General features: G+C 54.4%; 22 protein-coding genes. 18 read left to right on the forward strand and 4 right to left on the reverse strand.

Features of this window, described 5'->3' with window-relative positions:
• The first annotated feature begins 13 nt into the window (after window positions 1-13).
• The 17 genes from phaZ to QMG15_RS03240 all read left to right on the forward strand — a co-directional run bounded on the left by phaZ (window position 14) and on the right by QMG15_RS03240 (window position 17,465).
• On the forward strand, window positions 14-1,231 hold the full coding sequence (gene phaZ, locus QMG15_RS03160) for a polyhydroxyalkanoate depolymerase (RefSeq protein ID WP_108359356.1): 1,218 nt from the start codon (window positions 14-16) through the stop codon (window positions 1,229-1,231).
• Between the two features lie 144 nt (window positions 1,232-1,375).
• On the forward strand, window positions 1,376-3,136 hold the full coding sequence (gene atzF / locus QMG15_RS03165; RefSeq protein WP_281789466.1) for an allophanate hydrolase: 1,761 nt from the start codon (window positions 1,376-1,378) through the stop codon (window positions 3,134-3,136).
• A gap of 38 nt (window positions 3,137-3,174) precedes the next feature.
• Window positions 3,175-4,194, forward strand: a complete 1,020-nt coding sequence (locus QMG15_RS03170; protein ID WP_281789467.1) for an ABC transporter substrate-binding protein — start codon at window positions 3,175-3,177, stop codon at window positions 4,192-4,194.
• 3 nt (window positions 4,195-4,197) lie between these two features.
• Window positions 4,198-5,040: an ABC transporter permease gene (locus tag QMG15_RS03175; protein WP_281789468.1), complete on the forward strand. Its 843-nt coding sequence runs from the start codon at window positions 4,198-4,200 to the stop codon at window positions 5,038-5,040.
• Window positions 5,041-5,042: 2 nt separating this feature from the next.
• Window positions 5,043-5,864, forward strand: coding sequence for an ABC transporter ATP-binding protein (locus QMG15_RS03180; RefSeq protein ID WP_281789470.1), 822 nt, complete (start codon window positions 5,043-5,045; stop codon window positions 5,862-5,864).
• Complete coding sequence (locus QMG15_RS03185; protein WP_281789471.1) at window positions 5,861-6,052, forward strand: AtzG-like protein; 192 nt, start codon at window positions 5,861-5,863, stop codon at window positions 6,050-6,052. Before QMG15_RS03180 ends, QMG15_RS03185 begins: the two co-directional genes overlap by 4 nt.
• A gap of 2 nt (window positions 6,053-6,054) precedes the next feature.
• On the forward strand, window positions 6,055-7,452 hold the full coding sequence (locus tag QMG15_RS03190) for an AtzE family amidohydrolase (protein ID WP_281789472.1): 1,398 nt from the start codon (window positions 6,055-6,057) through the stop codon (window positions 7,450-7,452).
• Window positions 7,453-7,827: an oxalurate catabolism protein HpxZ gene (gene hpxZ, locus QMG15_RS03195; RefSeq protein WP_281789473.1), complete on the forward strand. Its 375-nt coding sequence runs from the start codon at window positions 7,453-7,455 to the stop codon at window positions 7,825-7,827. It begins immediately after the preceding gene.
• A complete protein-coding gene (locus QMG15_RS03200; RefSeq protein WP_281789474.1) occupies window positions 7,824-8,525 on the forward strand; it encodes a GntR family transcriptional regulator in 702 nt (233 codons plus the stop codon). Before hpxZ ends, QMG15_RS03200 begins: the two co-directional genes overlap by 4 nt.
• 239 nt (window positions 8,526-8,764) lie before the next feature.
• Entirely contained in the window at window positions 8,765-10,378 is a 1,614-nt protein-coding gene (locus QMG15_RS03205) for an ABC transporter substrate-binding protein (protein ID WP_281789475.1), read from the forward strand.
• A complete protein-coding gene (locus QMG15_RS03210; protein WP_281789476.1) occupies window positions 10,379-11,332 on the forward strand; it encodes an ABC transporter permease in 954 nt (317 codons plus the stop codon). It abuts the gene before it with no gap.
• Window positions 11,333-11,341: 9 nt separating this feature from the next.
• Window positions 11,342-12,208 (forward strand): ABC transporter permease, encoded by an 867-nt coding sequence (locus QMG15_RS03215; protein ID WP_281789477.1) that lies wholly within the window; start codon window positions 11,342-11,344, stop codon window positions 12,206-12,208.
• On the forward strand, window positions 12,205-13,257 hold the full coding sequence (locus tag QMG15_RS03220; protein ID WP_281789478.1) for an oligopeptide/dipeptide ABC transporter ATP-binding protein: 1,053 nt from the start codon (window positions 12,205-12,207) through the stop codon (window positions 13,255-13,257). Before QMG15_RS03215 ends, QMG15_RS03220 begins: the two co-directional genes overlap by 4 nt.
• Complete coding sequence (locus tag QMG15_RS03225) at window positions 13,254-14,234, forward strand: ABC transporter ATP-binding protein (RefSeq protein WP_281789479.1); 981 nt, start codon at window positions 13,254-13,256, stop codon at window positions 14,232-14,234. The genes QMG15_RS03220 and QMG15_RS03225 overlap by 4 nt, the downstream gene beginning before the upstream one ends.
• Complete coding sequence (locus QMG15_RS03230; protein ID WP_281789480.1) at window positions 14,231-14,911, forward strand: GntR family transcriptional regulator; 681 nt, start codon at window positions 14,231-14,233, stop codon at window positions 14,909-14,911. Before QMG15_RS03225 ends, QMG15_RS03230 begins: the two co-directional genes overlap by 4 nt.
• Window positions 14,911-16,503, forward strand: coding sequence for a gamma-glutamyltransferase (ggt, locus tag QMG15_RS03235; RefSeq protein ID WP_281789481.1), 1,593 nt, complete (start codon window positions 14,911-14,913; stop codon window positions 16,501-16,503). The genes QMG15_RS03230 and ggt overlap by 1 nt, the downstream gene beginning before the upstream one ends.
• 5 nt (window positions 16,504-16,508) lie before the next feature.
• On the forward strand, window positions 16,509-17,465 hold the full coding sequence (locus QMG15_RS03240) for a bile acid:sodium symporter family protein (protein WP_281789482.1): 957 nt from the start codon (window positions 16,509-16,511) through the stop codon (window positions 17,463-17,465).
• Between the two features lie 9 nt (window positions 17,466-17,474).
• Here QMG15_RS03240 and QMG15_RS03245 read toward each other — a convergent pair whose 3' ends face one another.
• Genes QMG15_RS03245 through QMG15_RS03260 form a run of 4 tightly spaced genes read right to left on the reverse strand, consistent with a single transcriptional unit; the run spans window position 17,475 to window position 20,337 of the window.
• A complete protein-coding gene (locus QMG15_RS03245) occupies window positions 17,475-18,227 on the reverse strand; it encodes an amino acid ABC transporter ATP-binding protein (protein WP_281789483.1) in 753 nt (250 codons plus the stop codon).
• Window positions 18,214-18,864 (reverse strand): amino acid ABC transporter permease, encoded by a 651-nt coding sequence (locus QMG15_RS03250; RefSeq protein ID WP_281789484.1) that lies wholly within the window; start codon window positions 18,862-18,864, stop codon window positions 18,214-18,216. Before QMG15_RS03250 ends, QMG15_RS03245 begins: the two co-directional genes overlap by 14 nt.
• Window positions 18,857-19,528, reverse strand: a complete 672-nt coding sequence (locus QMG15_RS03255; RefSeq protein WP_281789485.1) for an amino acid ABC transporter permease — start codon at window positions 19,526-19,528, stop codon at window positions 18,857-18,859. The genes QMG15_RS03250 and QMG15_RS03255 overlap by 8 nt, the downstream gene beginning before the upstream one ends.
• 14 nt (window positions 19,529-19,542) lie before the next feature.
• Entirely contained in the window at window positions 19,543-20,337 is a 795-nt protein-coding gene (locus QMG15_RS03260) for a transporter substrate-binding domain-containing protein (RefSeq protein ID WP_281789486.1), read from the reverse strand.
• 260 nt (window positions 20,338-20,597) lie between these two features.
• On the opposite strand from QMG15_RS03260, the gene QMG15_RS03265 reads away from it, so the two are divergent.
• Window positions 20,598-21,650, forward strand: coding sequence for an adenosine deaminase (locus QMG15_RS03265; protein ID WP_281789487.1), 1,053 nt, complete (start codon window positions 20,598-20,600; stop codon window positions 21,648-21,650).
• Window positions 21,651-21,657: the final 7 nt, after the last annotated feature.

A 21,657-nucleotide genomic window follows, 5' to 3' on the forward strand; every position in this document is an offset into this window, starting at 1 on the left:
TGGAGACGCTGCGATGATTTATCACAACTACCAAACGGTGGCCGATGTGTCAGACCCGATTCGAAAATTCGCCGAACATGCGCGCGAGATCAGTTTGAATTGGTTTGATGACAAGCGCATCACGCCTTTGCAACGCATGGCTGCGTATTACGAACAGGTGGCTTTGCTGGGCTTCACGCACACGCGGCCTTCTTTCAACATTGCGAGCGTGTTGAACACCCAAGGTCAACGCGTGCCTGTGATGGAGACCACAAGTTTTAGAACGCCGTATTGCGACTTGGTGCGGTTTTGCCGCGAAGACGCGAAAGACTTGCCCAAGTTGTTGCTCGTGGCGCCGATGTCGGGACACTTCGCTACCTTGTTGCGCGGCACCGTGCAGACGCTGGTGCAAGACCACGAGGTATATGTGACGGACTGGCGCAACATCCGTGACATTCCGATGAGCGAGGGTGAGTTTGGTTTGGACGAATACGTCGAACACATCATTTGGTTCATGCAGCACCTTGGGCCCAATGCGCATTTGATGGGCGTGTGTCAGCCCACGGTTGCGTGCTTGGCGGCCACGGCGGTGTTGGCCGAAGACCGCAGCGATTGCCAACCTGCTTCTCTGACCTTGATGGCTGGCCCCATCGACACGCGCGTGAACCCCACAGGGGTGAACGAGCTGGCCATGAGCAAACCGATTGAATGGTTTGAAGCCAATTTGATTGGCATGGTGCCGCTGCACTTCAAGGGCGTCGGGCGTCGCGTGTATCCAGGTTTCATGCAGCTGATGGCGTTTTTGAATATGAACATGGATCGCCATCGCCAATCGTTCAAATCACTCTATGAACACCGCGTGAATGGCGAGGACGAAAAAGCCGATGTGATTCGCGATTTTTACAAAGAGTATTTCGCCATCATGGATTTGTCGGGCCCGTTTTATTTAGAGACCGTCAAGCAAGTGTTTCAAGAGCACACCTTGCCTACCGGCAAGATGACTTACCGTGGCCGTCCTTTGAATTTGCAAGCCATTCGCAAAACCTTTTTGCTCACCGTCGAAGGCGAGCGTGACGACATCTGTGGCATGGGCCAAACTTTGGCTGCGCAAGATTTGTGCAGCATGCTGCCCGCGTATCGAAAAACGCACCATTTGCAATCGGGCGTGGGCCACTATGGGGTGTTCAATGGCAAGCGCTGGGATGCACAAATTTATCCCGTGGTGCGGAATTTGATTCGATCCGCACACTAACGTTTGATGCTAGAAATAAAATTTTCACTGGTGAAGTGCAGCGTGCACAAGTGCGTTACTTTTTCACAGCACTTGTCGATTGGTGACTAAAAACCCGATTTATTAAATCTTGGCACGCAGCTTGCGTTTGATCTTGAATACAAGATGGGATGCACAAAGATGGTGTCACGGCAATTCACAGGAATCACACGCAGCACAGAAGCTGTGCTGGAGCACGTCGGTGATGCCGCATGGATCACGCGCATGTCATACGCTGCGAACGGGCAGGCTGAAACGCCTAAGCAAAGCGGTGGACCTTTGCAAGGTTTGCGCTTCGCAGTGAAAGACAACATGGATGTGTTGGGCGTTGCCACCACAGCAGGCTGCCCCACATTCGCTTATGCCGCGCGTGAAGATGCGCAGGTGGTGCATCGCTTGCTAGAGGCTGGTGCGAGCTTAGAAGGCAAAACCAACCTCGATCAATTTGCATGTGGACTGAACGGCACGCGCTCACCGTACGGGGCCGTACCCAACGCGTTCAATCCAGCGTATGTGTCTGGGGGCTCTAGTTCAGGCTCCGCCTATGTGGTGGCCACAGGTCAAGTTGACTTTGCATTAGGCACCGACACTGCAGGCTCTGGCCGTGTGCCTGCTGGCCTGAACAACATCGTGGGCTTGAAGCCGTCGCGTGGTTTGATTTCTGCGCGGGGTGTGGTGCCTGCTGCACAAAACGTGGACTGTGTATCCATCTTTGCGCGCACAGTGGCGGTGGCTGCTGATGTCTTGCGTGCCTGCATGGGCTATGACGACGCTGACCCGTTTTCGTGTCGCGTACCCATGGCGTCTCAAGCTTTGCCTGCTAGCTTTCGATTTGGTGTGCCCAATGCATTGAATTTCTTTGGCGACGCTTTGGCAGAGGCGGCTTTTGCGCAGGCCATTCAAAACCTCACGCGTTTAGGTGGACAAGCCGTCACCATCGACTATGCGCCTTTGGCCCAAGCTGCAGCCATGTTGTACGAGAGCGCCTTGGTCAGTCAACGCTACGCCGCGGTACAGCCCTTCTTTGATGTCCATGAAGCGGACGTGATCGAACCCGTGCGCAGCATCATCGCCAAGGGGCGTCAGTACAGCGCGGCAGACTACATCCACGCAGAGATCGAACTCAAGCGCCTTGAGAAACAAGCCGAACGCATGTGGCAGCAAATGGACGTGTTGCTCGTACCTACCGCGCCCACGCATTACACGATTGCGCAAATGCAGGCCGACCCTGTGGTGTGCAACCGCAACTTGGGGCAGTACACCAACTTCGTCAATTTGTTTGACTACGCCGCTCTGTCTGTGCCCAGTCAAATTCGTGCCGATGGTTTGCCGTTTGGCATCACCTTGATTGGCCGTGCCGGTAGCGATTGGCAATTGGCCGACTTAGGCCAGCGCTACCACCACGCGACGGGCTTGCTGCAAGGCGCCACCGATGTGCCATTGCCTGAGCCTCGTGTCATTGCTGATTTGCAAACGCCAGCCACCATTCGCGTGGCCGTCGTGGGGGCGCACCTCAGTGGCATGCCCTTGAATCAACAGCTGACCGCACGCGGCGCACGTTTGGTGGGGTCTGTGCATACGGCGCCTGACTACCGTTTCTTTGCATTGCCCAACTCACAACCACCTAAGCCTGGTTTGTTGCGTGTTGAGGCAGGGCAGGGGGCACCCATTGCTTTGGAAATTTGGGAAATGCCCGTGGCCCATTACGGCTCATTTGTCGCGTTGATCCCAGCGCCGCTAGGCATTGGGACTTTGGAACTTGCCGATGGCTCTACGGTGCAAGGCTTTCTGTGTGAGCCCCAAGCCTTGATCGAAGCGACAGACATCACGCATTTCGGCGGTTGGCGCGCGTATATCGCGAGCATCGCCGTCAACACATCCACCTAATTCTTCATTCACTTTTTCATCTACGTCTAGGAGCTTTCATGACTGCCCATCTCAACACCACAGAGACCCATGTGACCACTTCACGTCGCAAACTGTTGCAAGCTGGCGCCGCCACGGCTGCGCTAGGCCTTATCGGTGCGCCCGCCATCGTCCATGCTGATGTAACTCCCAAAATACGCATCGGTTACTGGCCCATTGCGGCGGGTCTGCCTTTCTATGCCGCTTTGGAAAAAGGCTATTTCAAAGAAGCAGGCTTAGATGTGGAAGGTATCAAGTTTGCCGGTGCCGCACAAATCATGGAAGCCATGTTGGCGGGTCGTTGCGACGGCAGCGCCAACGGGACCGGGTCGGCCAACTTGGCGATAGGTGAAATCGCAGCACCAGGTACCTTCAAGATCTTTGCATCGAACCCCAGTAACGTTAAAAACGTACTGGACGAGTTCTTGGTGCCCTTGGCTAGCCCTGTGAAAACCATGGCTGAACTCAAAGGCAAAAAAGTTGCATCAGGCCCTGGCATTCAAAACCTGACTTTGGCGAAAACTGTGTTGGAGCGCGCAGGTGCCACAGGCGCCATCGTGATTGAGTTGCCCATTGGTCAACACGTAGCGGCCTTGGCTGCTGGTCAAGTCGATGCGGTTTACACCTTGGAGCCCACCGGCACGATTGGTCGCTTGAACAACACTACCCGCGTATTGGAAGCTGGTGTGATTTCTAAATACATCTTGGGCGATGCTACGGCCCCTTGGTTTGGTGGCTCTGCGTCTTTGACGGCAGAGTTTGTCAAAAAGTATCCCGTTGAAACCAAAAAATTCGTCACGGCTTACGCCAAAGGCATCGCCTTGGTGCGCAGCAACGCGGCTGAAGCCCGCCAATACCTCAAGGGCTATACGGCGATCGAAGGTGCGTTGACCGCCGAGGTGCCCTTGGCCGCCTACACCTTGTACAACGAGTTCACAGCGAAAGACATTGCACACTTCCAGAAGTTCTTTGACTTGTTCTCAGACAAGGGCATCTTTCCCTCGCGCCTGATGGTCGACTCCATGCTCTACAAAGGCTAAACCATGCACGAAGCCTCCACCGCTGTTTTCATGAATGCGGCACAACAGGGCTTGGCGTCGCCTGTGCCGCCTACGGTTCCGTCGGCCAGTCGCTGGAGTCCTTGGCGCTTGATGCCGATGCTGGGCCCCTTGGTGTTGTTCATCATTTGGGATCTGGTGGTGCGCTTCAAGCTCATACCGCCCATCTTGTTGCCATCACCTTGGACCACGCTCAGCACGCTGTTCGTAGGGATGGCGGGTGGCAGCTTGTCGGGCGACTTCGCCTACACCTTGATCCGCACCTTAGAGGCTTTTTTGATTGCCGCTGTGGTGGGCGTGCCCGTGGGCGTGTTGTTGGGCAGCAATGAGCGGGCTTACCGCAGTGTGGAGTTTGTGATTGACTTCTTTCGCTCCACCCCCTCGTCGGCGTTGATCCCTTTGTTCTTGATGATCTTTGGTGTGTCTGACATCAACAAGGTGGCCATTGCCGCATTTGGTGCGCTCTTAATTGTGCTGTTCAACAGTGCCTATGGCGTGATCAATGCGCGCAAGCAACGCGTCATGGCTGCCAAAGTGATGGGGGCAACGCGTTGGCAAATTTTCAAAGACGTGTTGATCTGGGAGAGCTTGCAACCCACGTTTGTGGGGCTGCGCAGCGCGGTGTCGATGTCCTTGGTGATCGTCATCGTGGCTGAGATGTTCATTGGCTCAGAGCGAGGTTTGGGCCACCGCATCATCGACTCGCAACAGGTGATGAATGTGCGCGACATGTATGCCTCCATCTTGGCGGCAGGGGCTTTGGGTTATGTGTTGAATATTGTGTTTTTGGTGCTGGAAAAACGCATCGTGCATTGGAGTGGAAGATAAATATGAGCGTCGTCCTCAACCCCATGATGGCGCCCGATCCAGCACCCGCACCTTTTGTGCCGGGTCCTGCGGGCACCCACATCACCATCCGCAACATGACCAAATACTTTGCGGGTTGGCCGCTGTATGAGAACTTCAACTTGGACATTCCCAAGAACAAGATCGTCTCGGTATTTGGCCCCAACGGTTGCGGCAAAAGCACCTTGATCAATATGATCGCGGGGTTGATTCCCATCGACAGTGGTGAGATCCTGTTTGATGGCAAATCTTTGAGCGAAACCAAAATTGGCTACGTGTTTCAAAACTACCGTGAAGCCATGTTTCCGTGGATGCGTACCATTGACAACATCGCTTATCCGCTCAAGCTGGAAGGCAAGTCCAAAGCCGAAGTCGCGCAGCGTATGGAAGAGTTAGTGGCTTCGTTCGATGTGAAGTTTGACCTCAACCGCTACCCCTATGAGTTGTCAGGCGGCCAGCAACAAACAGCGTCCATCATGCGAGCTTTGGCGCCCAAGCCTGAAGTGCTGTTTTTGGATGAGCCGTTTTCTGCGTTGGACTTTGAGATGACTTTGTTCATCCGCGAAAAACTGCAAGATGTGTTCATGCAGACCGGCACCACCATGTTGCTGGTGTCGCATGACTTGGAAGAGGCCGTATATTTGGCAGACCAAATTTTGTTGCTCACCAAGCGTCCCACTCAAGTGGCTGAAATTTTGGATTACAACGATGCGCGTCCGCGCACCATCGAAACGCTGACACAACCCAGCTTCATCGATGCGAAAAAACTCAGCCTTGAAATCTTCCAACGCGAGGTGCGTAAATGACGGAGCAAGAGACCTTGGCCTTTGTGCTCGCCTCTTCCAAGGCACTGGGCATTCCCTTGGAGGCCGAGCGCGCAGCGCGTGTGGCCGCCCATCTGCACCGCACCGTGGCCATGGCTCAGATGTTGGAAGGTGCACATCTCACGCCTGCCGATGAGCCTGCTGAAATCTTTTGCCCCAAGTCGCATTGACCATGGATACACAACAACTTTCCACCGAGGCAGTGGCCCAAGGCATTGCCAACGGCCAGTTCACGGCCAGCGAGGTGTTGGTCGCCTACATGCAACGCATTGAGACGACCGATGCCAAGGTCAACGCCTTCACCACGCCTTGCTTTGAGCGTGCGGTGCAAGAGGCCAAGGCCATTGACCAACGCCGAACGCGTGGTGACACTTTGCCACCTTTGGCTGGTGTGCCTTATGCGGTGAAGAACCTTTACGACATCCAAGGCACGGTCACCTTGGCAGGCTCAACCGTGAATCAAACCAACCCACCTGCTCAGGCCGACGCCTTCTTGGTGCAGCAGATGCAAGCAGCGGGTGCCGTGCTGGTGGGCGCCTTAAACATGGACGAGTTCGCCTATGGCTTCACCACCGAGAACACGCATTACGGCCCCAGCCACAACCCGCACGATCTCTCCCGAATTGCAGGCGGATCTTCTGGTGGCTCGGGCGCAGCCGTGGCAGCACGACAGGTGCCGTTGTCCTTGGGGTCAGATACCAATGGCTCCATTCGCGTGCCCGCCTCTTTGTGTGGCGTGTGGGGCTTGAAGCCCACCTTTGGGCGCTTGTCAAGGCGTGGCACCTACCCGTTTGTGCACAGCATTGACCATCTAGGTCCCTTTGCCGACTCGCTCCAAGGTTTGGGCTTGGCCTACGACGCCTTACAGGGTGTCGACGCGTATGACCCAGGCTGCCACGCCAAGCGTGTGGAGCCGGTGTCATCGACTCTGCATCACGGCTTGCATGGCTTGCGCATCGGTGTTTTGGATGGGTACTTTCACGACTTCGCGACGGCACCTGCACGACAGGTAGTGCAAGACGCTGCCCACGCTTTAGGTGTGACGCAGACGCTGTCTTGGCCTGAAGCCGCCATGGCCCGTGCTGCGGCGTTCATCATCACGGCCAGTGAAGGTGGGCAGTTGCACCTAGACCATTTGCGCACACAAGCCGATGCGATGGAGCCTTTGTCGGTCGACCGTTTCATCGCTGGGGCATTGCAGCCCGCAGCTTGGTATGTGCAAGCCCAACGCTTTCGACGTATCTACCGCGAAAAAGTGAATGCCTTGTTTGAAGATTGGGATGTGTTGCTGGCACCCGCCACGCCCGTGAGTGCACCCACGATTGGCACCGAATGGTTGGATTTGAATGGGCAACAACTGCCCAGCCGCGCAGCGATGGGTTTACTCACGCAACCCATTTCTTTCGCAGGCTGTCCTGTGGTGGTGGCACCTATGTGGCCCAACGGCACCGAGGGCATGCCCCTTGGTGTGCAAGTGATTGCTGCGCCTTGGCGTGAAGAGGCCGCATTTCGTGTGGCCCATGTGCTGTCGCAAAGTGGCGCAGCAGGTTTGAAAAAAATGGGGTTTTAAATGGACATCAATTTACCCGACGTGGTCGCTGAGGTGAGTGCCGCCTTTGAGCGGTATGAGCATGCGCTGGTGCACAACGAGGTGGAGGTGTTGGATGAGTTGTTTCACAACAGCCCACACACCTTGCGCTACGGCGCGACTGAGAATTTGTATGGTTATCACGCTATTCAAGCCTTTCGTGCCAGCCGTCCTTCGCAAGGCTTGGCACGCGAACGCATGAACATCGTCATCACCACCTACGGCCACGACTTTGCCACCGCCAACACCGAATTTCAAAGGGTGGGCAGCGAGCGAACCGGACGCCAAAGCCAAACCTGGGTTCGCACGCCTGAAGGTTGGCGCGTAGTGGCCGCACACGTCAGCCTGTTGGCATGAGTGTCAAACATCCGGTGCGTGACCCTTCGCGCGCGGATGCGGTGTACGCGCAACTTAAGCGCGACATTTCAGAATTTCGGTGGTTGCCAGGTGACCGCTTCACCGAGATGGAAGTGTGCGATCGACATCAGGTGTCACGCACGCCGGCTCGGCAAGCACTGTTTCGTTTGCGCCAAGAAGGCTTTGTGGATGTGCACTTTCGCAGCGGCTGGGAAGTCAAGCCGTTTGACTTTGAAAAGTTTGACCACCTCTATGATTTGCGCATCTTGATTGAAACCACGGCTGTTCAACGCTTGTGCCAGCCCGAAGCACACGCCGTCGATCTGAGGGTGTTGGCTGAACAAGCCCGTATTTGGATGGTGGACGAGCACGAGCGGTGCACCGATCGTGCGTGCGTGGCGGAATGGGACGAGGCCTTTCACATCGCTTTGGTGCAAGCCTGTGGGAATCCCGAAATGTTGCGTGTACACCGAGAAATCAGTGAGCGCATTCGCAGCGTGCGCCGTTTGGACTTCACGCTGCAAGACCGCATCCAAGCCACGTACGTTGAACACGCGCGAATTTTGCAAGCTGTGTTGGGGCGACAAGCCGATGCCGTTAACACATTGTTGACTTCCCATATTCAAGCCAGTCAATCGCAAGTGCGCAACATCACCTTGCATCAAATACATCAAGCACGACGGCTTGCGGCCAATTGAGGTTGCATTCACGTGCACAGAATTTGTGTGCACATCAGAATTTTTTGGACGATTTTGGTGCGCTTGCATGCAATCAATTCAACGGAACCATCCCAATTTGACGTGCTGATAATTTTTGAATGAGTGCAATTTTCGAAAAACACATTGAAAACAACGAACTAGAAAAAACAAATTAAAAATTTCAAAATTGGCACGTTGCATGCAATCTATGAAGTGTTCTTTTCACTTTGGAGCATTTCATGAAATCTGTTCGCAAGCAACTCCCTCGATGGCTGGTCGCATTGCCCATCGCCATGCTGATTAGCGCAGGTGTGCAAGCGGAGACCGTTGCACGTTACGGCATCTCTATGGCGGACATCCCGCTTACCACGGGTCAACCCGATCGTGGAGCAGGCGCATATCAATTCACTGGTCACACCTTGTATGACCCGCTGGTTGCTTGGGAAGCCAACATTGGCACTCGTCCGGGTAAGTTGGTGCCAGGTTTGGCCAGTGCTTGGAAGGTCGATCCTAAAGACAACAAGAAATGGGTATTCACCCTGCGCAAAGGTGTGAAGTTCCATGATGGCTCAGAGCTCAAAGCTGACGCTGTGGTGTGGAACTTGGACAAAGTCTTGGCCGACAAGTCGCCTCAATTTGACGCGAAGCAAAGTGCGCAAGTGCGTCCCCGTATTCCATCGATTGCGTCATACCGCGTGGTGGATGAATACACCGTGGAGATCACCACCAAAGATGTGGACGCGCTCTTTCCGTACCAACTGCCTTGGTTCTTGATTTCAAGCCCCGCACAGTGGGAAAAGCTGGGTCGCGACTGGAGCAAGTTGGCCAGCCAACCTTCGGGCACAGGCCCCTTCAAGCTCGATAAATTAGTGCCGCGCGAACGCGCTGAGTTGGTGAAAAACGTAGCCTATTGGGACAAAAACCGCATTGCCAAAACGGATCGCATCATTTTGATGCCCATTCCAGACGCCATGACCCGTGCCAACGCCTTGTTGAACGGTCAGGTTGACATCATTGAAACGCCGCCACCGGATGTGTTGCCGCAACTCAAAAGCTCAGGTTTCAAACTGGTGCAAAACGTGACGCCGCATGTGTGGCCGTATCACTTTTCCACGTTGCCGGGTTCGCCTTGGACCGACATTCGCGTGCGCAAAGCAGCCAACTTGGCGATTGACCGTGATGCGATTGTGAAGTTGCTCAATGGCTTGGCGACACCTGCTAAAGGTCAGCTCGACAAAACCAGCCCATGGTTTGGGAAGCCATCGTTCAAGATTGGTTACGACGTCAAAGCGGCTAAGGCCTTGATGGCGCAAGCGGGCTACAGCCCGGCCAAACCACTCAAAGCCAAAGTCATCATTGCGCAGGGCGGTACGGGTCAAATGTTGTCTTTGCCGATGAACGAATTCATTCAACAAAGCTTGGCTGAGGTCGGTATTCAGCTGGAGTTTGAAGTGGTTGAGTTAGAGAACTTGTACCTGCACTGGCGCAACGGTGCCAAGGCTGAGATGAATGCCGGCAAAGGCATCAGTGCGATCAACTTGGGCTATGTCACCGCCGACCCGTTTTATGCCATCACACGCTTTGTGGACAGCCGTTACATCGCGCCAAACGGGGTGAACTGGGGTGGGTACAACAACCCCAAAGTGGACGGTGCGATTGACACCATTCGTAAGAATTTTGACACCAAGATTCAAGACAAGCTGCTCGCTGAAATTCACGAAACCATGGTGGACGATGCGCTCATGCTGTGGGTTGTGCATGACGTGAACCCTCATGCCATGTCGCCGAAGGTTCAAGAGTTTGTGCAAGCACAACACTGGTTCCAAGACCTCACAACCATTCGCATGAAATAAATGCTGACCTATATCCTCAAGCGTCTCTTGTACGCCTTACCCATCGCACTCAGTGTCACCGTGGTGTCGTTCATGTTGGTGTACTTGGCACCGGGCGATCCGCTCAATGCCATTGCTCCAGCTGACGCTCCGGCTGACGTGATCGAAGCTCTCAAAAGCGCTTATGGTCTCGACCGTCCCGTGCCTGTGCAATACGGCCTTTGGTTGTGGCGGGCAGTACAAGGCGACTTGGGCACCTCCATCGCCTCAGGGCGTGCGGTGGTGACCGAAGTGTTTGGTGCCGTGGGTAACACCTTGCTGCTGGCAGGCATTGCCTCTGGCTTAGGGGTGTTGGTGGGTTGTGTGCTCGGGGCGCTTGCGGGATATAAACATGGCAGCGGCATTGACCGCGCTGCCACTGCTTTGTCCGTGGTGGGGGTGAGCATTCCCCACTATTGGCTAGGCTTGGTGTTGACAATTATTTTCTCAACGTGGCTCGGTTGGTTCCCCGCGATGGGCGCAGGTCCTGGGGGTTCTGCCGATTGGTCATGGGACTGGGATCACATGCGCTACCTCGTGTTGCCCGCTGTCACCTTGTCGGTGATTCCGATGGGCATCATCACCCGCACCGTGCGCGCTTTGGTGGCAGACATGTTGGAGCAAGAGTTTGTGGTGGCCTTGCGTGCCCGGGGTTTGAGTGGGATAGCCGTGTTTCGCCATGTGGCCAAAAACACAGCACCGACTGTGTTGGCTGTGGCTGGTCTGCAAGTGGGGTACCTCATGGGTGGCTCGATCTTGGTGGAAACGGTGTTTGCATGGCCGGGTACAGGTTTCTTGCTAAACACTGCCATTTTTCAGCGTGACATTCCTTTGCTACAGGGCACCTTGCTGGTGTTGTGCATGTTTTTTGTGGTGTTGAATTTATTGGTGGATATTTTGCAGCCGCTGATCGACCCCCGCATGGGTCGTGGTTAAGAGAAAGACATGACTTCTTTAACAACCTCTATTCCTAACCGCAGCTATTGGCATGTGGTGGCGCGCCAGTTGCGCCAAGAGCCTGTGGCCATGGCGAGTGCGGTGGTACTTTTGCTCATCATCTGTGCAGCAGTATTTGCACCTTGGTTGGCGCCAGCTGACCCGTTCAAAGCCAGCATGCTCAAACGCTTGTTACCGATCGGTAGCCCTGGTTATTTGTTGGGTACGGATGAGCTCGGACGCGACATGGTGACGCGCCTGATGTACGGTGGCCGCTTGTCGCTGCTCATGGGCGTGGTGCCCGTGTTTGCCGCATTTTTCATCGGCACCAGCATTGGCTTGTTTGCGGGCTATGTTGGCGGCCGTGTGAACATGGTCATCATGCGCGTGCTTGATGTGTTCTACGCGTTTCCCTCGGTGCTATTGGCTGTGGCGATTTCGGGGGCTTTGGGTCCAGGCTTGAGCAACAGCTTGATTGCCTTGACCTTGGTGTTTGTCCCGCAGGTGGTACGCGTGGCCGAAAGCGTGACCACACAGGTGCGCAAGTTGGATTACATCGAAGCTGCACGCATGAGCGGTGCGAGTTCGTTCTCCATCATTCGCGTACATGTGTTGGGTAATGTGCTCGGCCCTGTGTTTGTGTATGCCACAGGCTTGCTGAGCGTCAGCATGATCTTGGCTTCTGGCTTGTCATTTTTGGGGCTGGGTGTGAAGCCACCTGAACCCGAGTGGGGCTTGATGCTCAACACCTTGCGCTCTGCCATTTATAACAACCCTTGGATTGCTGCATTGCCAGGCGCTTTCATCTTCATCACCTCCATTGCCTTCAACTTGTTGGCAGATGGGGTTCGCTCTGCCATGGACATTCGCCGATGACTGATTCTTCTATTCTTGACGTGCAAGACCGCGGTGGTCCTGCCCAACCCTTGTTGGTGGTGCAGGATCTGAAAAAGCACTTCCCTGTTCGCATAGGCATGTTCGAGCGTGAGAAAAAGTTTGTGCATGCCGTAGACGGTGTCAGCTTCTCGGTCGCCAAAGGTAAAACTTTGGGTATCGTGGGCGAATCGGGTTGCGGTAAATCCACGACGGCAAGACTCATCGCACGACTCATGCCACCAGACAGCGGCAGCATGGTCTTCGATGGGGACGGGGTTGCCGAATACGGCGGTATTGCCTTGAAAGAATTTCGTCGTAATTTGCAAATGGTCTTTCAAGATTCATTTGCCTCGCTCAATCCCCGCTTGACCATTGTCGAGACCATTGCGTACGGCCCTCAAGTGCATGGCATGACGACAGAGATAGCGATGCATGAGGCGCGTGCTTTACTTGCCCGCGTGGGCTTAGAGCCCGATCAGTTTGCTTCTCGCTACCCCCACGAGTTGTCTGGCGGTCAACGCCAACGCGTGAACATTGCACGTGCTTTGGCTTTTCATCCACGCTTGGTGATTTTGGATGAAGCGGTCGCCGCACTCGACAAGTCGGTGCAGGCACAAGTGTTGAACCTGTTGCAAGAACTCAAAGCAGAACGTCAGCTGACTTATCTTTTCATTTCGCACGATTTGCACGTGGTGCATTACATCAGCGATGAAGTCATGGTGATGTATCTTGGCCAAGTTGTAGAACGTGGACCCGTTGAGAAAATTTACAGTGAAGCCGCGCATCCCTATACCCGCGCTTTGTTGTCCGCCGTGCCTTCTATGGACCCAAGTCAGCGTACACAAAAGTCACCTCTGAGCGGTGATCCTCCAAACCCGATCAACCCGCCCAGCGGTTGCCGCTTTCGTGACCGTTGCACGTTTGCCCAAGCCGTTTGTGCGTCAAGTACACCTGTGTTGATGTCCGTCAAAGGCGATGTTGAACACATCGTGGCTTGCCACATGAACGATGCACAGTCCGGCCACTCCGGAGAAGGAGCTCAGGCATGACACGTCCTCTTGTTTCCGTTAAAGACTTGACGGTTCAGTTCACCGGACACCGTAAGGCCAAGGCTTTGAACCAGGTCAGTTTTGATTTGGCACCAGGCGAAGTTTTGGGCTTGCTTGGCGAATCAGGCTCTGGAAAAAGTGTGACCTTGCGTACATTGCTGCGCTTACATCCAGAACGGACAACCCAGATGGGCGGTGCCATTCATGTGGCGGGTCACGATGTGCTGTCTATGCAAGGCAGTGAGCTCAACCACTACAGAGGGGGTATTGCCTCGATGGTGTTTCAAGAGCCTGGGTTAGCGTTTGATCCGGTTTACACCATTGGTCAACAAATGGTGGAGGCGATTCAGGCCCACGATGGCGTGGACACGCAGACCGCCCAACACCAAGCTTTGCACATGCTGGAGCGTGTGCAAATCCCACAAGCCCGCCGACGCTTTGATGCTTACCCACATGAGCTCTCGGGCGGCATGCGTCAACGCGCCATGATCGCACTGGCCCTGCTGTGTCGTCCTCAACTGTTGTTGGCGGATGAGCCTACGACGGCTTTGGACGCGACAGTGCAAATTCAAATCTTGCTGCTGTTGCGTGAATTACAAAAAGAAACAGGCATGTCTGTGATTTTTGTCACACATGACATTGGCGCTGCTGTTGAGGTGGCCGATCGTATTGCTGTCATGTATGCCGGACGGATTGTGGAGATGGGAGACGTAGCACAAGTGGTTCGTCAGCCCATGCATCCTTACACCCAAGGTTTGTTGGCATCGACGGTGAGTGCGGAAGATAAAGGTAAGCCCTTGTTGGCTGTGCCAGGTTCGCCCCCTGACTTGTCTAACTTGCCTCAGGGTTGTAGTTTTGCTGCACGTTGTGCACAGGCCACGCATCAATGCCAAACAGAGGTGCCGTTAACGGTCACCACAGGTGTATGCACCTTGGCCTGTTGGCATCCCGTGGCTGTGTCTCAGGTGGCGCGATGACCTCGGTCGGTACCGCTGTTGTCGCACGTGGCCGAGGCGGCTTGGCCGATGAGGTGTGTCGAAAAATAGCGGATGACATTGCCATGGGCATTTTTTTGCCCGGCGAGCGTTTGGATGAAACAAATTTGGCTGCACGTTTTCAGGTCTCACGTACACCAGTGCGCGAAGCTTTGAAACAGCTCGCGATCACGGGCTTGGTTGCCTACCGTCCTAACCGTGGATCGGTCGTGGCTGAGATGACGCCGGTTCAACTGGACCAAATGTTTGAAGTGATTGGCGAGTTAGAGGCTACCTGTGCCCGCCATGCGGCATTGCGTATGACTGAGGCAGAGCGTCAGCGTTTGTGTGAGTTGCATGCGCAAAGCCGAAGTGCCATTCAAAACCAAGATGCAGACGCCTATGACACCATCAACCGAGATTTGCACACAGTCATCATCCACGGCTGTCACAACCCTGTGTTGATTGACATCATCACAGGGTTGCGTCACAAAATTTCAACGTTCCGACGTACCCAGTTTCGTAACCTAGCGCGCATGTCTGCGTCATACGAAGAACATTCAGTCATTGTCGAAGCCTTAATGGCTCGCGATGTCGTGACGTGTTACCGCGAGATGCGCGGCCATCTTTTATCGGCACGTAGCGCGGCAGCGCACGTGTCATCTTCTTGGAGCATTTGATGAACCCTATTCTTGGACGACGCGGTGCAGTTGTTGCCCCGCATTCACTTGCTTCGCAAGCGGGTCTTGAAATTTTGCGTGAGGGTGGCAACGCCATTGAAGCGACCATTGCGGTGGCCGCCACATTGGCAGTGGTGTATCCCCATATGACAGGCATTGGCGGCGATGGTTTTTGGCTAATGCATGCGCCAGGTCAACCGATGCAGTCGATTGATGCGTGTGGTGCTGCGGGTGCAGGTGTGACCCGGGCTTTGTACGGCGATATGGCCAGCATTCCATGGCGTGGGCCCTTGGCTGCCAATACGGTCGCGGGCACCATCTCGGGCTGGGGCGCCGCTTATGCCTATAGCCAAGCGAATTGGGGTGGCCGGTTGCCATTTGCACGCTTGCTGGAAAGTGCCATTTATTACGCGCGTGAAGGCTTTCCTGTCACGCACAGCCAAGAGGCGAACACGAATAACAAACTAGCCGAGTTGCAAGAGCAACCCGGATTCTCCAAAGCCTTCTTGAATGAACAGCGCCAAGTGCCACGCTATGGCGATCGCCATGCATTCCCCGCCTTGGCTGCCACTTTGACGCAATTGGCCAAAGCCGGTGCGGACGACTTTTATCGCGGTGAATTAGCGCAGCAAATTGCACGCGATTTGGCTGCCGTGGGCAGCCCCATCACCGGGCAAGATTTGGCCAACCATCACGCCGTAGTGAAAGCGCCTTTGTCTTTGAAGTTGTCTGATGCCACGGTCTACAACATGGCCCCGCCTACACAAGGCTTGGCATCCTTGCTGATCTTGGGGGTGTATGACCGGATTCGCCAACAAGGTTGGAACCCCGACAACATCGAAGGTATCCATGCTTTGGTGGAAGCGACGAAGCAAGCGTTCATCGTGCGAGACCGTTTCGTCACCGATCCCTCGCATATGGCGGTGGACCCGGTCACGCTGCTGAATCAAGACGTGGTGACACGACTGGCCGATGCTGTGCCGATTGACAAAGCCAGTCCTTGGCCCGCTCCGAACTCGGATGGCGACACGACATGGATGGGTGTGTTGGATGACCAAGGACGCGCAGTCAGCATGATTCAAAGTATTTATTTTGAATTCGGTAGTGGCGTGGTGCTTCCTGAAAGTGGTTTTTGGTGGCAAAACCGGGGATGTTCTTTTGATTTACAACCTGGCAAGTTGCGCAGCTTGGAGCCCGGGCGCAAGCCATTTCACACACTCAATCCAGCGATGGCGCAATTAGATGATGGACGCTTGTTGGTCTACGGAACCATGGGCGGGGAGGGGCAGCCTCAAACGCAAGCTGCTGTGTTCTCGCGTTATGTGTGGGGTGGCCACAACGTGCGTTCTGCTGTGGCCGCGCCGCGTTGGCTGTTGGGCCGCACATGGGCAGAGCAAAGTACGTCGTTGAAGGTGGAGTCACGTTATTCGGCCGAGGTGATTGAAGGGCTCAAAGCGCTGGGACATCCGGTGGAGGTTGTGGCTGATTTTGATGAGCGCATGGGGCACGCAGGTGCCTTAGTGTTACACCCGACGGGTTGGATTGAGGGTGGAGAAGATCCACGCAGTGATGGTTGCGTATCTGCTTGGTGAGATGTATGAAATTTGACTGGTTTTTGAAAGGCATGATCGCAGCGGTCGTGCTCGCCTTTGTCTTTCCTGAGCCAGGCTCCCAAGGCGGCTTCTTGCATCCAGAGGTACTCAACAAATTGGGCATTGCTTTGGTGTTTTATCTCAATGGTCTGAGCCTTTCTATGGCGTCTTTGCGCCAAGGGGTTTCACGTTGGCGTGTGCATGTGCTGATTCAAACCAGCACGTTCTTGGTTTTTCCGTTGCTGGGTCTAGGCCTGATGCAGGTGGGACAACGTTGGATCTCACCAGACGTGCTGTTGGGGTATTTTTATTTGTGTGCGTTGCCGTCGACTGTGTCATCTTCCGTAGCTTTGACGGTGGCTGCACGAGGCAATGTGCCAGTCGCCTTGTTCAACGCCACCTTGTCTGCGCTCATGGGCGTGGTTCTCACCCCACTATGGATGGCTTGGGTCATGGGGCACGAGGGCCAACCGTTGGATGTGTGGCCCGTGGTTGTAGATTTGCTGATGTGGGTTGTTTTGCCGTTGATCGTGGGGCAATTGTCGCGTCCTTGGCTCAACCAGTGGGCTGCGCGTCACAAAGGTCAAATTCAAGTTGTGGATCGCTTGACCATTTTGACCCTGGTGTACACCTCGTTCAGTGATTCGGTGCAACAGGGCATTTGGCATCAATATGGCGCTGGCGTGCTCATTCAAACATTGGTGGTCAGCTGTGTGTTGTTCTTTTTGATTTACCAATTCATGCAATTTTCGGCTCGACTCATGCACCTGTCAGAGGAGGACCGGATTGCGGCTGTGCTGTGTGGCTCTAAAAAAACACTGGCATCGGGGGTGCCCATGGCGCATTTGATTTTTGGTGCGAATCCTGCATTGGGTTTGATCCTGATTCCCATCATGTTGTATCACCCCTTGCAATTGGCGGTGGGGGGCTTGCTGTCGCAGCGTTGGGCGTCGCGTCGCTGATTTCTTGTCTTAATGCAGTGATGACAAAAATTGTTGCAACTCAGGCGTCTTGGGTGCATTGAACAATTCTTGCGGTGTGCCCATTTCATGAACCAAGCCTTGGTGCATGAAGATGACTCGGTCGCTCACCTTGCGGGCAAAGTTCATCTCGTGTGTCACCATCAGCAGCGTCATACCGTTTTGTGCCAATGACTCGACCACGGCCAGTACTTCACCAACCAACTCTGGGTCTAGTGCAGATGTGATTTCGTCGCACAACAAAATGCTGGGTGCCATGGCCAATGCGCGAGCGATGGCCACACGCTGCTGTTGCCCGCCTGAGAGTTGATCGGGGTAAGCCTCGAATTTTTCAGCCAATCCGACTTGTGCCAACAACGCTTGCGCGCGCCCTTGCAACTGTTCGTTGGGTAAGAGCTTCATCAAGCTGGGTGCCAACATGATGTTTTTGCCAACACTCAAATGCGGGAATAAATTGAAGGACTGAAAAATCATCCCAACTTGTTGCCGTAAAGCGCGCATGGCTACCGGATCTTTGTAGACCAAGGCTTGGTTTTGCACAGCCAAACTGCCATGTTGGAATGTTTCTAAACCATTGATGCAACGCAGTAAGGTACTTTTTCCGGAGCCACTTTTGCCAATGATGGCAATGACTTCGCCAGGCTTCACGCTCAGGTCAATGCCTTTGAGCACCTCATGGTTGCCATACGATTTACGAAGCCCTTGGATATGAACAGCCAAAGACGTGTGATTAGCGGTGTGCATGGAGTTTTCTTTCTAAGGTGCGTGCGTACAAGCTGATGGGAAAACACAGCAAGAAATACATCACGGCAACGCAGCTGTAAACGACAAAAGGTTTGAAGGTGGCATTGGTAATCATGGTGCCAGCCTTGGTCAATTCAATGAAGCCAATGACAGAGGCCAAGGCCGTTCCTTTGATGACTTGCACTAAAAAACCAACGGTGGGTGCAATGGCCAAACGACCTGCTTGCGGCAGCACCACGTACTGAAGTTGCTCCCGAAAATTCATGGCGAGGCTTTGTGCAGCCTCCCATTGACCACGGGGAATGGCTCTGACACAGCCGTGCCAAATTTCGGTCAAAAACGCACTGCTGTACAGCGTCAGCGCGACGCTGGCGGCAACCCAGGCAGAGGTTTCTACCCCAAGCATGGCCATGCCGAAGTACGCCAAAAACAGTTGCATCAGCAAGGGCGTGCCCTGAAAGATCTGTACATAGCTTGCAACGCTACGCTGCAAAAATTTGATGTGTGTGGTGCGTGCAACTAACAACAAAAGACCAACCACGCTGCCACCTAAGAAAGCGATGAGCGACAGCACCACCGTCCAGCGTGCAGCCAACAGGAGGTTGCGAAGAATGTCCCAGAGCGAGAACTCAACCACGGCGACCTCCAAACAGAAAGAGACGACCCACGCGGTTGAGCACATCACGCACGGTGATGGACAACAGCAAATACAAGGCGGTCGCCACAATGAACGCCTCAAAGGCGCGGAAGTTTCGGCTTTGAATCAAGTTGGCTGCAAAGCTCAGTTCTTCGGTGGCAATTTGTCCGCACACGGCAGAGCCAAGCATGACGATGATGATTTGACTCACCAAGGCAGGCCACACCCGCTGCAATGCAGGTGGCAGCACCACGCGTGTGAAGATGTGCGCGCGTGTCATGGCCAAGCTCAGCGCGGCTTCAACTTGGCCACGCGGTGTCGCTTGAATTCCGGCTCGCACGATTTCAGCGGAATAGGCGCCTAAGTTAATCACCATGGCGATGACGGAAGCCCATTCGGGTGAGAGCTTCACGCCTAAGGCCGGTAAACCAAAGAAGATGAAAAAAAGTTGCACGATGAACGGCGTGTTTCGGATGGATTCCACATACATCGCCAGCAGTAGTCGACCCACACCAGAACCCTCCGTCCGTGTCCACGCCGCTGCAATGCCAAGGGCCAAGCCCAGCACCGCAGCGATGGTGGTCAAACCCAAGGTCCAGACCATGCCTTTGAGTAGAAGAGGCCATTCTTGAAGAACGGCCGCAAAGTCCAATGCAATGGGCATCGTGCGCTTTCGTTTTATTCAGGCAAATTGCCAGCCGCGCGGCCGAGCCACTTTTGCGCCATCTTTTCGATGTCACCTGATTTTTTGGCCTCAGCAATGATGGCGTTGACTTTGAGGCGCAGCGCATCTTCACCTTTGGCAATGCCAATGAAGTTAGGACTGTCTTTGAGTAACAGCTTGTATTCAGCGCCGAGCTGTGGGTTGCGTTGCATCATGTTGGCCGCGACCGATGCCCCTGTGGCAATCAATTGCGTTTGACCTGCGACAAAGGCTGAGACGGTGGCGTTGTTGTCTTCAAACCGTTTGATGTCGAGGCCCGAAGGTGCAACTTTGGTCAGCTCTTGGTCTTCCATGGCGCCGCGTGTGACGCCGACGGACTTTCCAGCCAAGTCGTTGAACGATTTGATGTTGAGTGCCTTGGGTGCAAACACCGCTTGAAAAAATGGTGAATACGCGGACGTGAAGTCGATGACCTTTTCGCGCTCAGGATTTTTCCCCAAGGTTGAAATCACCAAGTCAGCCTTCTTTGTTTGCAGATAAGCGATGCGGTTGGCGCTGGTGACAGGCAGCAGTTCCACCTTCACATTCAGTTTGTGAGCAATGTAGTTGGCCATGTCGATGTCAAAGCCCTGTGGTTGCAGGTCGATGCCGACGAAACCATAGGGGTGGAAGTCTGTGGGAATGGCAATCTTGATGAGCTTGCTTTTTTGAATGCTGTCTAACGCTGTCTGCGCGTGGCTCAAGCCGGTGACCACTGACAAGCCAAGCGCCAGAGATGCGCTGAGCATCAGTCGTTTAGAGATTTTCATGAAGTAGCTCCCGATAAATGGATGTGTTGAACAGAGACACAGCCTCTATTGCGAATTGCATGCCAGCTACTTAAAACGTGTATACACTTTTTAAGGCTTCCATCTCGGTGCATCTATTTTTCAAAACAGGCCATCGTCCCTAAATTTGTGCGCTTATTTTTTGTTTGGCACCAAGATGGAAAAATGCCTTCGATTTGGAGGGAGTCAAACTGTTTGCGACGCAATTCTTGGGTAGCATGAAGTCTTGTTAGGAGACTGCCATGTTCAAAGTTCACGCTGTTGCCACCGTCAATTTGCCCAAGCTCTTGCGCGAAATGCCCAAGGCCGAGCTGCACATCCACATCGAAGGCTCGTTAGAGCCCGAGCTCATCTTTGCGCTGGCTGAGCGCAATGGTGTGAAGCTGCCTTACGCCAATGTCGAAGCCTTGCGGGCGGCCTATGCCTTTACCAACCTGCAAAGCTTCCTCGACATTTACTACGCAGGCGCAAGCGTGCTGCTGCACGAACAAGACTTTTATGACATGGCCTGGGCTTATCTGCAACGCGCAGCGGCGGACCACGTGGTGCATACCGAAATCTTCTTTGACCCGCAAACCCACACCGAACGCGGTGTGCCCATGGCCACGGTCATCAACGGTTTGCACCGTGCGTGTGCGGATGCACAGACTCAGTTAGGCGTGAGTGCGCAGCTCATCTTGTGTTTCTTGCGCCACTTGAGCGAAGAGGCCGCATTGCAAACTTTCCAAGAGGCCTTGCCGTTCAAAGACAAGTTCATCGGCGTGGGCTTGGACTCTAGTGAAGTGGGGCACCCACCCGAGAAATTTAAAAATGTGTTTGCCTTGGCGCACGCACATGGTTTGCACCTCGTGGCCCACGCGGGCGAAGAGGGGCCGCCTGCCTACATGTGGAGCGCCTTGGATGTGCTGCGTGTCGAACGCATCGACCACGGCGTGCAAGCCGTGCACGATGCCGCGTTGATGGCGCGTTTGGCCAAAGACCGCACGCCACTGACGGTGTGCCCCTTGTCCAACCAAAAGCTGTGCGTGTTTCCTGATTTGAAAGACCACAACATTGGCCAGCTCTTAGACGCGGGCTTGTGTGTGACCATCAACTCAGATGACCCCGCCTACTTTGGCGGCTACATCAACGACAACTTTGTGCAAACCTTTGAAGCTGCGGGCCTCACCGCCCAGCACGCCTATGTGTTGGCACGCAACAGTTTTGAGGCCAGCTTTGTGACCGAAGCCCAACGTCAAAAGTGGATCCATGAGCTCAAGCTGTGTTTTGAGCGCTTCGCCGAGGGCGATCACTAACCCCTCT

It is taken from the genome of Limnohabitans sp. INBF002 (assembly GCF_027924905.1).
GTDB lineage: Bacteria > Pseudomonadota > Gammaproteobacteria > Burkholderiales > Burkholderiaceae_C > Limnohabitans.

Bases quoted from the DNA above. Each gene is read 5' to 3' on its own strand.
- QMG15_RS03205 (WP_281789475.1), top strand. From the start codon at position 8,765: ATGAAATCTGTTCGCAAGCAACTCCCTCGATGGCTGGTCGCATTGCCC.
- QMG15_RS03260 (WP_281789486.1), bottom strand. From the start codon at position 20,337: ATGAAAATCTCTAAACGACTGATGCTCAGCGCATCTCTGGCGCTTGGC.
- ggt (WP_281789481.1), top strand. From the start codon at position 14,911: ATGAACCCTATTCTTGGACGACGCGGTGCAGTTGTTGCCCCGCATTCA.
- QMG15_RS03230 (WP_281789480.1), top strand. From the start codon at position 14,231: ATGACCTCGGTCGGTACCGCTGTTGTCGCACGTGGCCGAGGCGGCTTG.
- QMG15_RS03225 (WP_281789479.1), top strand. From the start codon at position 13,254: ATGACACGTCCTCTTGTTTCCGTTAAAGACTTGACGGTTCAGTTCACC.
- QMG15_RS03190 (WP_281789472.1), top strand. From the start codon at position 6,055: ATGGATACACAACAACTTTCCACCGAGGCAGTGGCCCAAGGCATTGCC.
- hpxZ (WP_281789473.1), top strand. From the start codon at position 7,453: ATGGACATCAATTTACCCGACGTGGTCGCTGAGGTGAGTGCCGCCTTT.
- QMG15_RS03170 (WP_281789467.1), top strand. From the start codon at position 3,175: ATGACTGCCCATCTCAACACCACAGAGACCCATGTGACCACTTCACGT.
- QMG15_RS03255 (WP_281789485.1), bottom strand. From the start codon at position 19,528: ATGCCCATTGCATTGGACTTTGCGGCCGTTCTTCAAGAATGGCCTCTT.
- QMG15_RS03265 (WP_281789487.1), top strand. From the start codon at position 20,598: ATGTTCAAAGTTCACGCTGTTGCCACCGTCAATTTGCCCAAGCTCTTG.
- atzF (WP_281789466.1), top strand. From the start codon at position 1,376: ATGGGATGCACAAAGATGGTGTCACGGCAATTCACAGGAATCACACGC.
- QMG15_RS03240 (WP_281789482.1), top strand. From the start codon at position 16,509: ATGAAATTTGACTGGTTTTTGAAAGGCATGATCGCAGCGGTCGTGCTC.
- QMG15_RS03210 (WP_281789476.1), top strand. From the start codon at position 10,379: ATGCTGACCTATATCCTCAAGCGTCTCTTGTACGCCTTACCCATCGCA.
- QMG15_RS03220 (WP_281789478.1), top strand. From the start codon at position 12,205: ATGACTGATTCTTCTATTCTTGACGTGCAAGACCGCGGTGGTCCTGCC.
- QMG15_RS03185 (WP_281789471.1), top strand. From the start codon at position 5,861: ATGACGGAGCAAGAGACCTTGGCCTTTGTGCTCGCCTCTTCCAAGGCA.
- QMG15_RS03175 (WP_281789468.1), top strand. From the start codon at position 4,198: ATGCACGAAGCCTCCACCGCTGTTTTCATGAATGCGGCACAACAGGGC.
- QMG15_RS03180 (WP_281789470.1), top strand. From the start codon at position 5,043: ATGAGCGTCGTCCTCAACCCCATGATGGCGCCCGATCCAGCACCCGCA.
- QMG15_RS03200 (WP_281789474.1), top strand. From the start codon at position 7,824: ATGAGTGTCAAACATCCGGTGCGTGACCCTTCGCGCGCGGATGCGGTG.
- phaZ (WP_108359356.1), top strand. From the start codon at position 14: ATGATTTATCACAACTACCAAACGGTGGCCGATGTGTCAGACCCGATT.
- QMG15_RS03215 (WP_281789477.1), top strand. From the start codon at position 11,342: ATGACTTCTTTAACAACCTCTATTCCTAACCGCAGCTATTGGCATGTG.
- QMG15_RS03245 (WP_281789483.1), bottom strand. From the start codon at position 18,227: ATGCACACCGCTAATCACACGTCTTTGGCTGTTCATATCCAAGGGCTT.